Source organism: Streptomyces sp. ADI96-02, from assembly GCF_003846185.1.
Classification (GTDB): domain Bacteria; phylum Actinomycetota; class Actinomycetes; order Streptomycetales; family Streptomycetaceae; genus Streptomyces.
Genome location: NZ_ML123034.1, coordinates 6,066,350 through 6,078,728, shown reverse-complemented (window position 1 = coordinate 6,078,728; position 12,379 = coordinate 6,066,350). Strand labels below are relative to the sequence as shown.

The following is a 12,379-nucleotide window of genomic DNA, read 5'->3' as shown; positions in this document are numbered from 1 at the left end:
CCCCCCCGCCACGCCGAGCAGCCCTTCCGGTCGGGTGCGCCGGAAGGGCTGCTGATGCGTGGACGGGCCCGGTCGCGCGCCGTGCGCGACGGGGCGGGCCGGTCAGGGGGCCGGCGGGCGGGTCACCGCTCGGGCTTGGGCTTGCGCGGCGGGCAGTCCGGGCCCTCCGGGTTGGTCGCCACGCACAGCGGCGCCTGCGTCATCTTCGTGTAGTTGTCGGCCTTCTTGCCGGGGCTGGAGATCGCCGACGTGAACAGCGGATCCAGGTCCTCGTCCACTCCGCATCCCCGGAACGGCGGAATGTGCGCGTAACCCGTCAGGGTGCCGCCGTACGCCACCAGGTAGCCGGCCGGCGGATAGCTCTGGCCGTAGCCCCGCAGGACCTGCTCGAAAGGGCGCTCGGTACGGCAGTCGGGCCCCACGTCCAGCGGGACGCCGTTGACCTCGACGTCGTACAGGCGCATGGAGAGCTGGGCGGTGACCGTCGTCTCCTCCGGATAGGAGGGCGTGTTGGTGACCGTGTGGGTCTGCACCGCGGCCGGCGGCCCCACCTGCTCCAGCACCATCGTGGCCGTCGTCGGCATGAAGCCGTAGGTCAGGAACGTGGCCTTGGTCGGCGGCAGTTGGCGACGTCCCTGGTACTCGAACTGCACCTCGGAGGTGACGTCGACGGTCGAGGCGCAGGAGTCGTTGATGTAGCGCTTGTTCAGGACGACTTTCATGAACGCCGGTCCCAGGGCCGCCGCGCCGTCCAGCTTGGAGGCGTTGGCGAAGCCCGCCGCGTAGGTCTCGGCGGTCGTCATCACCCACTCGGGCGGGATCTCGATGGGGCAGCTTCCGGGATCGTCGCCGTCCAGGGCCTTGAGCTTGCGTTCGGTGAGCGCGTCGATCCGCTCCCGGACGTTCGAGGAGAGGCCGGGGCCCGGCCGGTGCGGGGCGGGCGGCTCCGCACCGTCCTCGCCGGGCGCGGGCGGCTTCTCGTCCGGGCCGGGGGCGGCCGGACCGGCAACGTCGCGCACCGCGATGCGGGCCAGTTCGGCCTGCTCGCCGTCCACCGGCTCGCAGGTGACGGCCAGTTCGGCGGGCGTGGTCGGTTCACCGTCGGCCTTACGGGGGGAGAGGGTGAGGGCGAGCGCGGCCGGGGCGATCGTCGCGCGGCCGGATGCGCCGAACGCGACCGTGGGCACCTCCCCGGTGGCGGTGAGCACCACCGGGCCTTCTGCCGGCAGCGCCGTCTCGGGGGCGGTGAGCCGTTGCCAGGAGGCGTCGGCGCTCTGCTCGCCGATGGTGTTGCGGACGGTCAGCTCCGCGACGGCCGACAGCGTGGCCGCCTCCAGGGCGGTGAACTGGGTGAGCGCGGAGGGCGGCAGAGTCACCTCGACCACGACGTCGTCGGGCTGGATCTCCTCGCCCGTGGAGGCCGCGACGGGCAGCGCGGCCGAGATCTCGACGCCCACCTCCTCAGCCCCGGAGGGGAGTTGGCAGGTGTAGGGGAGGGTGACGTCAAAGACCTGCCCGGCCGCGGCGGATTCGGCGCTCGGAACGAGTGCGGTGGCGACCACGAGCGCCCCGCCGAGCGCCAGGTGGAGCGGTCGTCGTCTCGCGGCGGCGCGTGCATCGACGGTCATGCGGATGTGTCCTTCCGGCGCGCGCTGGCCCATCGGTGCGATGGCTGCGTAAGGGGGCCACTTCCCGGCAACGGCCTTTCGGGCGGACTCCGGACGGTCCCTACCGACGGGTACGCTACGCACACCGTCGGCGGCTGGGAAGAGCCGGGATGTCGATCGGTCCGGCGGCGCCGGTTCCTTGGCACGTGATGACAAGGCGGCCCCGCGCCCTTGTCGGCGGGTGAGTGGAACGACGGGTGCCCGGCCGCCGAAGAGGCACGGCCGGGCACCGCGTTCACGTACGGGTCGTCACCGGTCGGCGATCAGCCGCTGATGACCGGCGACTTGTTCGTGGCGGTGTTCTTGATGGTGTAGAGGCCCGCGAAGCTCGCGGTGGCCCCGACGATGCCGCAACCGCCGCCGACCTTGTTGGAGATGGTCAGGGTGAGACCGCCGCCGTTGGTGTCCAGCGTGCCGTTCGCGCCGCCGGAGGTCGGGTTGTTGTACTTGGCGGCGACCTTGCCGGAGACGTCGAAGGTGCAGGGGCCGAGGATGCTGCTGCCCGAGACCTTCGCCTTGATCGCCCGGATCTCGCCGGTCACCAGGCCGGCGGAGTTGCTCCCGGCGCCGGCCGTGTAGTCCAGCCCCCAGAGCTGCCACGCGGGCGTGGTGGTCGTGGTCACCGACCACGTGGAGCTGAACGGGCCGGTGCACGGCGAGTTGAACGAGATCGCCGAGATGGACGCGAGCTGGGCCGGGCTGCCCGCCACCGGGGAGGTGGGAAGCGTTCCGGACGCCGCGGACGTGGCGCACTGGATCTTGTTGCCGTTGTTGTCCGTCAGGACGGTCACGCCGGCGCTGCCGGTGAAGGGGCCGGTCGGGCTGACGGTCCAGCTGGTCGGCGCGGCGACGGCCGACGGCACGGCGAGGGCGACGGCGGCCACGGCTGCGCCGATCGCGGTCAGGACACCGGTTCGCTTGATCATGGGGTTACTCCCTTTTCTGTCCCGCTGGGGATTCGACTGGACGTGGGCGCCGCGAAGCGGAGGCCACGATTCGAACTGGACTGGAGAAGGCGTTTCCGCTGATGATTCGAGGGCGGATTGCCGGGGCCTCGCCACTGTCGAGCGCCCGAAAGGCGGCTCATTTCGGGACTGCCTGGGTCACGCATTTCCGCTCACTGACAGGATGAGGATTCGCGCCGATCCGGGATATCGCACCTACCGGGCAGTACATTACTCTCACAGGAAGTCCGGGGGAAGGGTGTCCACCAGGAATTCCTTATCACCTTCTTTCCTCCATGGGCTTCTCCGGCGGATATCTGAGACAATTCTCAGCGCACCGCGGAGTGCCAGAACTGCGACAGCTTCCGGCCCTCGTTCGGCGCGAGGCCGGCCGGGTCGTAGGGGCTGCCGAAGTACGTCGAGGTGTCGTTGAGCGTCACGCTGTTCTTACCGGAGGCGGACGGCAGCCCGGTCTTGAGGTTCACCGCCCAGTCCAGGAGTCCCGCGCCGCAGCCGCTGGCGCCGGGCACGGCGAACGCCGCGTCGCCCTGGTCCGCGCCGTCGAAGGTGTAGCGGCCCATCTCGCCGGCCTCTTCGTCGCGCGTCCCGTCGGCCGCGAACCGCTGGAGCGAGAGGGTCGGGGCGGTCACGTTCTGCGGCTTCAGGAGCACCGGGTTGGCGGTGGTGCCGATGTAGCACTTGTCGCCGAGGAGCGGGTTCTTGAGGTGGATGCGCACCGGAATCGTGAGAATGGGCTCACCGGTGGAGAAGGCGGCGACCATGTTGAAGTCCCGGGGCGCGCCCGCGGGTTCGATGGTGGCGGTCACCCGGTTGAGCGTGCTGTCCGTCAACTGGCGGCAGATGCCGGAGACGACGGGGATGCCGGAGGGGCACATGAGTCCGAGCAGGCCGCCGGGGATGTCGGCCGGGTCGGCGACGAGCGCGCCCTCGGGCGGTGCCACCAGGGAGGCGGGCGAGCCGTCACCGTGCTGGATGACGCCGAGTTGGAGATCGCTGTCGCCGGTGGGGACCTTGCTCTTGCCGAGGGTGATCGAGCCGGTGAGCGACGCCGAGGAGATGCAGGTGGCGATGTCGTTGACGCCGTCCGCCGCGAGCATGGCGGGCGCGTCGACCGGGCAGCGGTCGAACGGCGCCCAGTCGCCGTTGAGCTGGGTGGCGGCGGCGGCCGAGCCGGTGGAGAACACGGCGCCGAACGCCGTGAACGCCGCGAGCAGCCCTACGCGGGTTCGATTGGAAGCGGATCTCATGTCGTCCCCTCTGTCGGCCGCCGTGGCGCGGCCTCGTGCACGAAGTCGAACGGTTCTGCGACGCATGGCCGTACCGCGACGGCGAGCGCCGGCGGTGATGGAGCCCCGAACGGACCGGGAGCGGAGGAGCATCAAATTTCGGGCAGATTTCGTGTCCGAATTGATCGAGGCGTGATGTTACTCGCGGGAAACAGGGCGACACAATCCGTCCGCCTAAGATCTTTTGCGGACCACCGTTTTTGATCCGGAAATGAGTACCGGGACGCGATCTCTTTATCAAGGAATGCGCATCCGGAGGGCCCGGAATACCTCCCGGCGGCCGGAACCCCGCCCCGGAGGACACCCGCGGGCTCCCTCGACGGACGCCACCGGGGCCGTCGCCCCGTTCCGTACCGCCGAAGGTGATCGAATCGGCCAAGCGGCCGGAAATGCCTGCCGACCGGTCGGCGTTGCCCCTGTTCCCCGTGGTGAGACGGTTGCGTCCGCGCCTCCCCGGGGAAGGCGCGGTTCACGGATGGCCGATCCCGGCCCGTGGCGCGCCTTTGTTGTCACCTCCGGAGCGCGCGGCCGAAATTCATTGTCCGAAAGTGCGCAGTACCGTCCGACCTGCACGGAAGTACCACGCCCCGGCCACGCCGCCCGCCCCTCGCACTCGGATCTTGCCCAAGTGGTGTGCAGTCCCGTTTCCTTGGTCTATCTTCGTCGCGGACTCAGGGTCGTCCCGCAATCCCTGGCGGGACGACCCTCTGGTACGCACTTGTCGGTTCGTGGGAGCGCTTTCCCCCCACCGCCTCACCCCACCACCCGGGCGCCGAGAGCAAGGGGACACGTCATGGCACATCTCATACAGCCGTTGGATACCGAAGACCCTCTGGGGCCCCTCCCCCAGGAATTCGCCGCGATCATGCGGCCCGAACTGCCCAGCCTCATCAAGGAAATCGGCGTCGAGGTGACCCGGGCCTATCCGGAATACGCCCGGCTGCTCGACGGTCCGAACGGCCAGGCCCTCCGGGTGGGTGTGGAGCAGAGCCTTTCCTCCTTCGTCGACCTGGTGGCCGAGCCCTCCGCTTCCACCACCCTCCGCGACGACATGTGCCGGCGCTTCGGACGGTTCGAGGCGTACGAGGGCCGGAGCATGGACACCCTTCAGGGGGCCTACCGGCTGGGCGCGCGGGTGGCACTGCGGCGGGCCAAGAAGGTGGGACAGAGCTACCACCTCTCCCCCACGCTGATGCTGAGCTTCGCCGACGCGCTCTTCGCCTACGTGGACGAGCTGGAATCACTGTCCCGCGAAGGCTTCCTGGAGGTGCAGTCGCAGTCCGGAGAGCAGAGCGAGGCACTGCGCCGGCGCCTCCTCCACCTCATCCTCGCCGGCCGCCCCGCCCCGCGCAGCGCCATCGCCGACCTCTGCGAGCAGACCGGCTGGTCGCTGCCCGACGAGGTCACCCTCATCGCCGTACGGGCCCCGGCCGGGCTGGACCGGCACAACGCGGACCGCGACCTCCTCGTCGATCTCAGCGACCCGCAACCGCACTTACTCGTCCCCGGGCCCCTGGACGAGGCCCGGAGATCCATGCTGGAGCAGGCGCTGCCCGCCACCCGCGCGGCGATCGGCCTGACCGTGCCCACCGCCCTGGCCTGCGACTCGATCCGCTGGGCGCGCCGCGTACTCGAACTCGTCGACGCGGGCGTGATCGACGACGCTCCGCTGATCCGCTGCGAGGACCACCTCACCACGCTGTGGCTGCTCTCCGATCCCGCTCTGCTCGACCAACTCGCCCAGCGGGAGCTGGCCGCGGTGGCGGGGATCAGCGCGACCCGCCGCAACCGGCTGATCGAGACGCTGCGGATCTGGCTCGACACCCGGGGAACGGCGGCCCAGATGGGCGAACTTCTCGATGTGCACCCGCAGACCGTGCGCTACCGCATGCGCAGCCTGGAGAGCATCTTCGGCGATCAACTCGTCGTGCCGGAGAGCCGTTTCGCGACGGAGGCCGTGCTGCGCGCGCTGCGCTTGCGTTCCCGGTCGGCCGACTCGCCCTCCTGATCCGGATCATGTCCGGCGCGGAAGGTCAACTTACCGCCGCGTAAGGCGAAATAGACGATCAGTCCCAAACGGTTGCGACACGGAGACGTATCCGACGAGAAACCCGGAAGCGCGTCCCGTACACAGGGAGGAGCCTGCCGCCGTCCGGCGGCGGCAGCACCCGAGCACCGCCTCCTTGCCGACCGTCCGAGAGGGAAGACCCCCATGACCGCCTCGCACCTCCTCGTTCCCGTACCGATCCCGGACCGGGTCGCCGCGCTGATCGGCTCGTGCATCCCGCCGCACATCCTCCAGGCGGAGTTCGACGCCGACTGCGCGGCCCGCGAGGTCCGCAGGTTCCGCGGCCCGCGCCTCGGCATGGAGGACCAGGCCGACCGCGAGCAGGCCCTGTCCGAGTTGGCCCGCGCCAACAAGGTCCTGGCCGCGCACCACCCGCGGCTGGCCGTCCTGCCCGGATCGCCCTTCTGACCGCGCCGCGACGAGACGCCCCTCCCCTCCGCCCGCCCTCGCGCGCAATCACGTCTGCGAGAGGGGTTGAATGCCGCTTGAGCTGGGCTTATGCTTCGTTCCTGCCGTACGGTCGATCTCCCGGACCGCCCGCTGAGGACGTCGGGGCCGCGATCCTTTGGCTCCAGCCTCACCCCCGGGAGACCACGTGACCGCCGCGCCCGGAACCGCCGCCCGCCGGACCTCCGTCCTGTTCGTCACCGACCTCGCCTACCCGGCGCGCGGGCGGCGCTACGGCGACGAGGACGTCTACCTCAGCTCCCGGCTCCGCGAGGAGTTCGACGTGGCGCTCTGCCATCCCCGCGACGCGGCGGCGCTCCTGGACGGCTTCGACCTGGCGCTGATCCGCAACAGCGGACCCGTCCTGCACTACCGGGAGGCCCACGACGCCTTCCGCGCCCGCGCCCGCCTGCTGGGGACGCCGGTGTACAACCCGCTGGACGGGCGGGGCGACATGGCGGGCAAGCAGTACCTGGTGGAGCTGAGCCGGGCGGGCTTCCCGGTGATACCGACCGTGGACCGGGAGGCCGATCTGGACCTGCTGCCCAAGGCGGCCGAGTACGTGGTCAAGCCGAAGCTCGGGGCGGACTCCGTCGGGCTGCGGTTCGTCGGGCCGGACGCGCTGGAGCCGGCCCCGGACGGCTCCCTCCTCCTCCAGCCGCGGATCGACTTCCGCCACGAGGTGTCCTTCTACTTCATCGACGACGACTTCCAGTACGCCCTGCACGCCCCGGACCCCGCGCGGCGGTGGGCGCTGGAGCCGTACCGGGCCGACGACCGGGACCTGGAGTTCGCGCGGCGCTTCATCGCGTGGAACACTCTCGCGCACGGCATCCAGCGGGTCGACGCCTGCCGGACGCGCGACGGCGCCCTGCTCCTCGTCGAACTGGAGGACCTCAATCCGTATCTCTCGCTCGACCTGGTGGACGACGGGGTGCGCGAGGACTTCGTGGCGCGGCTCAAGCGGTCGATGACGGCCCTGGTGCGCTGACCCCCGTCCGGCCTTCCCCCGCATGCGGGGGCCACGGGCCGGTGTGAGGGTGCGAAGGTGACCACTGCCAGCGAGAGCACCCCCGCCGCGCAGGGTGCCGCCGCGCCGCCGCCCGTCCTCGACCGGCGGCGGCGCAATATCATCTTCGCGACGATCGTGCTCGGCATGCTGCTGGCGGCGCTGGACCAGACGATCGTGGGCACGGCTCTGCCGACGATCGTCTCGGACCTCGGGGGCGCCTCCCACATGTCGTGGGTGGTCACCGCCTATCTGCTCGCGGAGACGGTGGCGACGGTCCTGGTCGGCAAGTTCGGCGACCTGTTCGGCCGGAAGCGGGTCTTCCAGGTCTCGGCGATCGTCTTCATCACGGGGTCGTTCCTGTGCGGTCTCGCCTCGGACATGCTGCTGCTGATCATCTGGCGGGCGACGCAGGGCATCGGCGCCGGCGGCCTCATCGTGACGTCGATGGCGCTGATCGCGGATGTGATCCCGCTGCGCGAGCGCGGCAAGTACCAGGGGGCGATCGGCGCGGTCTTCGGGATCTCCACGGTGATCGGGCCGCTGCTCGGCGGGCTGTTCACCGACCATCTGACCTGGCGCTGGGCGTTCTACGTCAACGTGCCGATCGCGATCGCGGTGGTGATCGCCGCCGCCCGCAACATCCCCTCCGTGCGGGCGGCGGCGCGCCCGGTCATCGACTACACGGGCATCGCGCTGGTGGCGATCGGGGCGAGCGGGCTGATCCTCGCGACGAGTTGGGGCGGCAACGAGTACTCCTGGAGATCGCCGGTCATCATCGGGCTGTTCATCGCCGGCGTGGTCGCGCTGGTGCTGTTCTGCCTGGTGGAGACGCGGGCGAAGGAGCCGATGCTGCCGATGCGGCTGTTCGGCAATCCGGTGTTCACCGTCTGCTCGATCCTCAGCTTCATCGTCGGCTTCGCCATGCTCGGCTCGATGATCTTCCTGCCGACCTACCTCCAGTACGTGGACGGGGTCTCGGCCACGGTCTCGGGCGTGCGGACCCTGCCGCTGGTGGCCGGGCTGCTGGTCGCCTCGATCTTCAGCGGCAACGTGGTGAGCAGGACGGGCCGCTACCGGATCTTCCCCATCGTCGGCACCCTGGTCATGTCCGCCGGCCTGTTCCTGCTGTCGCGGACGGGCCCGGGCAGCGGGGTGTGGCTGGAGTCGCTGTACATGGTGGTGCTGGGCCTCGGGATCGGTCTGTCCATGCAGGTGCTGACGATCGCCGTGCAGAACACCGTCGACTACGCGGACCTGGGCACGGCCACGTCGGGCGTGACGTTCTTCCGTACGCTCGGCAGCGCCTTCGGCACGGCGGTGTTCGGCACGATCTACTCCAACGCGCTGACGCCGAACCTCTCCGAGGGCGTCGCGCGGGCGGTCGCGGCCGGCGGCGGCCCGGCGGCGGTGGGCAGGGCCTCGCAGAGCCCGCAGGCGCTGCACGCCCTGCCGTCGGCCCAGTCGGAGCCACTGGCCCAGGCGTACGCGGACACGCTGCACACCGTGTTCCTGTGGACGGTTCCGGTGGCGCTGATCGGCTTCGTCGTCGCGCTGTTCCTCAAGGAGGTGAAGCTGCGGGACTCCGCCCGCCTCGGGTCCACCGACATGGGCGAGGGCTTCGCCCAGCCCGGCAGCGGGGACTCCGCGCGGCTCCTGGAGTTCGCGGTGGCCAAGATCCTGCTCGGGGCCGGTCCGGACACCGCCCGCCGGATCGCGGCCGAGTCCGACACGCGGCTGGACCCGGCCGGAGCGTGGGCGGTGATGCAGGTCGACCTGTTCACCCGGATGGTCGGCCACGCGGGCCTCGGGCTGATCGCGGCCCGGCACCGCGTTCCACCGGAGGTGCTGGTGCCCGTCTTCGACCGGATGATCGAGGAGGGCTATCTGAGCGGGGACGGCCGCCTCTTCTCGCACACGGCGGCGGGCCGCCGGGAGGCGTCGACGATCTCCCGCGCCTGGGGCCGCTGGCTGAACGAGCGGCTGGCCGAGGACGGCGCCCGGCCCGACGACGCCCGGCTGCGGTCCGCGGTGGACGTGATCGCCAAGCGGTTGCTGGCGGAGGACCTGGCCCAGGAGCTGTCCCCCGCGCCGGACCCGGCCGGCTCGCCGCGGGCGGGAACGGCGGTCTGAGCCGGGCTGCCCACGGAGACGGCCGCGGGCCGCGCGGGCGCCGCGCCCGGCCCGTGGTCAGTCGGCGAAGGCGGCCGCCGTGTAGACCCACGCGCCCTCGTGGCGGACGAAGCGGCTCTGCTCGTACAGCGAGTCCGGCCTCCCGCCGTCCGTGTAGTGGGCGCGGAAGGTGACGGTCCCCGCGCTGTGGAAGGCGCTGCCGTCGGTGGTGTCCAGGATGTCCAGCCCCGTCCACCGCGTCGCCGGGTCGAAGTCGACGGCCGGCGGCCGGGTATCGGGATGCCAGGTGCGCAGCAGGTAGGCCGCGTCCCGGACGGCGAAGGCCGTGTAGCGGGAGCGCATCAGCGCCTCGCAGGTCGGGGCGGCGGCGCTGCCGGAGTGCAGACGACCGCAGCAGTCGCCGTAGGCGGCGTCGAGGCCGCAGGGGCAGGGCGAGGCGGCGGTGATACGGAGTGCCTGCGGGGCGGCGGGCTGCCGGGACCGGGGGGTGCGTCGTGACATGGCTCCATTGTGACGCCGGGCGGCGGAGCCGGGCGACGGCCGCCCCGGTACGCCGGAGGGGCCCGGCCCTTCGGCGTTCGGACAGGTCAGGACGGTCGGGGTGGGCGTCAGGTGAGGAGGAAATCCGCCTGCCCGGCCTTGGCGCCCTGGATGAACGCGGCGATCTCGCCGTTGGAGTAGATGAGCGCCGGGCCGTCGGGGTCGGCGGACTGGCGTACCGCCACCCTGCCGTCCGCGAGCTTCATGGCCTCGACGCAGTTGCCGCCGTTCCCCCCGCTCCACGGCTTGTACCAGCCTTCGGAGCCGAGGTCGCCGGCCGGCATGCCGTTGTATATGTGGTTCATCACAGCTCCTTGCGGAAGTCCCGGAGGATTTCCTTCGTGCGTTGTGCAGTCGCGGCCTGAGCCGCCATGCGGTCCATGACCTCGAGGTAGGAGGCCACCTCCGGGCGGGCGTCGAAGTAGACGGCGCCGGTCAGGTACTCGCTGTAGACCATGTCGGGCAGTTCGGGCACGGCGAACCGGAAGAGGACGAACGGGCCGTAGGTGCCCGGGTGGTGTCCCGTCGAGAACTCCGCGATCTGCACGGTGACATGGGGAAGCTCGGTCGCTTCGAGCAGCTTGTCGATCTGCCCGCGCATCGCCTGCGCGCTGCCCACGGGGCGCCGCAGGACGGTCTCGTCCATGACCACCCACAGCTTCGGCGCGTCCTCACGGGCGAGCAGCGACTGGCGCTGCATGCGCAGGGCGACGTGGCGCTCGATGTCCTCGGGCCGGGTCTGGCCGACGGCTCCGGTGCGCATCACCGAGCGCGCGTACTCCTCGGTCTGGAGCAGGCCGGGGACGAAGTGCGGTTCGTACATGCGCAGCAGGCTCGCGGCGCCCTCCAGGCTCACGTACATGCTGAACCAGTCGGGCAGGACGTCGTGGTAGCGCTGCCACCAGCCGGGCTTGTTCGCCTCCTCGGCGAGGTCGACGAAGGCCTCGGCCTCCTGGTCGGCGACGCCGTACGCCTTGAGCAGCAGCTGGACGTAGGGGATCTTCAGCGCGACCTCGGCCGTCTCCATCCTGCGTATCGTCGCGGGGGCGACCCTGAGCACCTTGGCCGCCTGATCACGGGTCAGGCCGGCACGTTCCCGCAGGTCCTGCAGGCGTTTGCCGAGAACGACCTGGCCCACGGTCGGGGCGGACCGTGGTTCGCTCACTTCAGACCTCCCCATGCGCGGTTTTGCGAGCAGTGTGCCATGCGCGCCCCCGACCGCGACACGGCCACTCTGAAAATTTCAGAGTGCCCCTTGCCAAGTGTCCGAGTCAGAGGGAGAGTTGGTTTCCGAACCAGTTCGCTCGGTCATGACTGCTCCTCCGGACAGGGGAACGAAGCGTGACGCAGCCCCCACTGTGAGGAATCGGTCGTGGCACCTGGCAGTGCGCTCATCCCCCGTCTCATGGACCTCAGCCCCGGGACGGAGGCCCTCCGGTACTGCTTCGCGCTGCCCGCGCACCCGGAGTCGGTGGCGGGCGCACGACAGCTCACCCGCGCCCGCCTCCGCACGTGGAAGCTGGACGGCGACACCTGCGAAGCGGCGCTCCTCGTCGTCTCCGAGCTGGTCACCAACGCGATCGTGCACACAGCGAGCACCCGGGTGGTCTGCGAGCTGCGCCATCTCGCCGGGAGACTGCGGATAGCCGTGCAGGACCAGGGCCACCAGCCGGGCGGACCGCGCATGCGGAGCGCCGGCGACGACGAGCACGGCCGGGGCCTGCTGCTCGTCGACGCGTTGAGCGGTGCCTGGGGGTCGCGCGACGCCTCGGACGCCTCCGGCCGCATCGTGTGGGCGGAGCTGGCCCACGGCACGGAGCTGCCATGCTGAGGAACGCCTTGTCCCGGCTGCGCGGAGCACACCGGCCGGAGTCGTCCGTGGAGGGCAGGACGGACCGGGTGCGGCTGGCTCTGCCGCCCTCGATGTCGGCGAGCCTGGGATGCGACGCCGTGGGCGTGCCCGCCCGGCACGGTTTCCGCCTCATGTCGCATCTGCCGCGCACCGGTTGCGTCTTCGCCGACGCCGACTCCTGGTGGTGGATCGTGCCCGCCGGCTCCGACCTGGACCTGGACTGGCCGGAGCAGGTGGTCTACGCGCCGGGCGCCGACGTGCCCGCCGCCCGGCCGCGGCTGATCCACGCACCCGAGGGCCTGACCCCGTACACCCCGCCCATCCCGCTCTTCCTCATGGTCTGCCAGGTGACGGGGGTGGCTCCGAGCTGGGCCGCGCCCGGCCGCACGAGCGTCGTCTCCACGCCCTGAGC

At 71.1% G+C, this 12,379-nt stretch carries 12 protein-coding genes; 6 read left to right on the top strand and 6 right to left on the bottom strand.

The genetic code is table 11. The annotated features are described in order from the left end of the window. Positions 1-122: 122 nt before the first annotated feature. The 3 genes from EES43_RS26600 to EES43_RS26590 form a co-directional block, all read right to left on the bottom strand. Positions 123-1,628 (bottom strand): DUF6801 domain-containing protein, encoded by a 1,506-nt coding sequence (locus tag EES43_RS26600; RefSeq protein WP_124271093.1) that lies wholly within the window; start codon positions 1,626-1,628, stop codon positions 123-125. A 302-nt stretch (positions 1,629-1,930) separates the two neighbouring features. Continuing rightward, positions 1,931-2,593, bottom strand: coding sequence for a hypothetical protein (locus EES43_RS26595; protein WP_124271092.1), 663 nt, complete (start codon positions 2,591-2,593; stop codon positions 1,931-1,933). A gap of 347 nt (positions 2,594-2,940) precedes the next feature. Further along, positions 2,941-3,879: a hypothetical protein gene (locus tag EES43_RS26590; RefSeq protein WP_124271091.1), complete on the bottom strand. Its 939-nt coding sequence runs from the start codon at positions 3,877-3,879 to the stop codon at positions 2,941-2,943. Positions 3,880-4,711: 832 nt separating this feature from the next. On the opposite strand from EES43_RS26590, the gene EES43_RS26585 reads away from it, so the two are divergent. The 4 genes from EES43_RS26585 to EES43_RS26570 all read left to right on the top strand — a co-directional run bounded on the left by EES43_RS26585 (position 4,712) and on the right by EES43_RS26570 (position 9,575). Next, positions 4,712-5,926, top strand: coding sequence for a helix-turn-helix domain-containing protein (locus tag EES43_RS26585; RefSeq protein WP_124271090.1), 1,215 nt, complete (start codon positions 4,712-4,714; stop codon positions 5,924-5,926). Between the two features lie 204 nt (positions 5,927-6,130). Then, entirely contained in the window at positions 6,131-6,394 is a 264-nt protein-coding gene (locus tag EES43_RS26580; protein ID WP_124271089.1) for a hypothetical protein, read from the top strand. A 187-nt stretch (positions 6,395-6,581) separates the two neighbouring features. Further along, on the top strand, positions 6,582-7,424 hold the full coding sequence (locus EES43_RS26575; RefSeq protein WP_124271088.1) for an ATP-grasp domain-containing protein: 843 nt from the start codon (positions 6,582-6,584) through the stop codon (positions 7,422-7,424). 57 nt (positions 7,425-7,481) lie between these two features. Further along, the gene (locus EES43_RS26570; RefSeq protein WP_124271087.1) at positions 7,482-9,575 is read left to right on the top strand and encodes an MDR family MFS transporter; all 2,094 of its coding nucleotides are present in this window, start codon (positions 7,482-7,484) and stop codon (positions 9,573-9,575) included. A gap of 57 nt (positions 9,576-9,632) precedes the next feature. Here EES43_RS26570 and EES43_RS26565 read toward each other — a convergent pair whose 3' ends face one another. From EES43_RS26565 to EES43_RS26555, 3 genes are all read right to left on the bottom strand, one after another. Continuing rightward, complete coding sequence (locus EES43_RS26565) at positions 9,633-10,076, bottom strand: YchJ family protein (protein ID WP_124271086.1); 444 nt, start codon at positions 10,074-10,076, stop codon at positions 9,633-9,635. Between the two features lie 107 nt (positions 10,077-10,183). After that, entirely contained in the window at positions 10,184-10,420 is a 237-nt protein-coding gene (locus EES43_RS26560; RefSeq protein ID WP_018955330.1) for a DUF397 domain-containing protein, read from the bottom strand. Continuing rightward, complete coding sequence (locus EES43_RS26555; RefSeq protein WP_124271085.1) at positions 10,420-11,280, bottom strand: helix-turn-helix domain-containing protein; 861 nt, start codon at positions 11,278-11,280, stop codon at positions 10,420-10,422. The genes EES43_RS26560 and EES43_RS26555 overlap by 1 nt, the downstream gene beginning before the upstream one ends. Before the next feature lie 207 nt (positions 11,281-11,487). Here EES43_RS26555 and EES43_RS26550 point away from each other — a divergent pair, with 207 nt between their 5' ends. After that, positions 11,488-11,946: an ATP-binding protein gene (locus EES43_RS26550; protein ID WP_124271084.1), complete on the top strand. Its 459-nt coding sequence runs from the start codon at positions 11,488-11,490 to the stop codon at positions 11,944-11,946. Next, entirely contained in the window at positions 11,940-12,377 is a 438-nt protein-coding gene (locus EES43_RS26545) for a hypothetical protein (RefSeq protein WP_124271083.1), read from the top strand. Before EES43_RS26550 ends, EES43_RS26545 begins: the two co-directional genes overlap by 7 nt. Positions 12,378-12,379: the final 2 nt, after the last annotated feature.

What these genes read in the sequence shown, in the direction of transcription:
- EES43_RS26545 (WP_124271083.1), top strand. Translation starts at nt 11,940, where the DNA reads ATGCTGAGGAACGCCTTGTCCCGGCTGCGCGGAGCACACCGGCCGGAG.
- EES43_RS26580 (WP_124271089.1), top strand. Translation starts at nt 6,131, where the DNA reads ATGACCGCCTCGCACCTCCTCGTTCCCGTACCGATCCCGGACCGGGTC.
- EES43_RS26595 (WP_124271092.1), bottom strand. Translation starts at nt 2,593, where the DNA reads ATGATCAAGCGAACCGGTGTCCTGACCGCGATCGGCGCAGCCGTGGCC.
- EES43_RS26560 (WP_018955330.1), bottom strand. Translation starts at nt 10,420, where the DNA reads ATGAACCACATATACAACGGCATGCCGGCCGGCGACCTCGGCTCCGAA.
- EES43_RS26590 (WP_124271091.1), bottom strand. Translation starts at nt 3,879, where the DNA reads ATGAGATCCGCTTCCAATCGAACCCGCGTAGGGCTGCTCGCGGCGTTC.
- EES43_RS26585 (WP_124271090.1), top strand. Translation starts at nt 4,712, where the DNA reads ATGGCACATCTCATACAGCCGTTGGATACCGAAGACCCTCTGGGGCCC.
- EES43_RS26600 (WP_124271093.1), bottom strand. Translation starts at nt 1,628, where the DNA reads ATGACCGTCGATGCACGCGCCGCCGCGAGACGACGACCGCTCCACCTG.
- EES43_RS26565 (WP_124271086.1), bottom strand. Translation starts at nt 10,076, where the DNA reads ATGTCACGACGCACCCCCCGGTCCCGGCAGCCCGCCGCCCCGCAGGCA.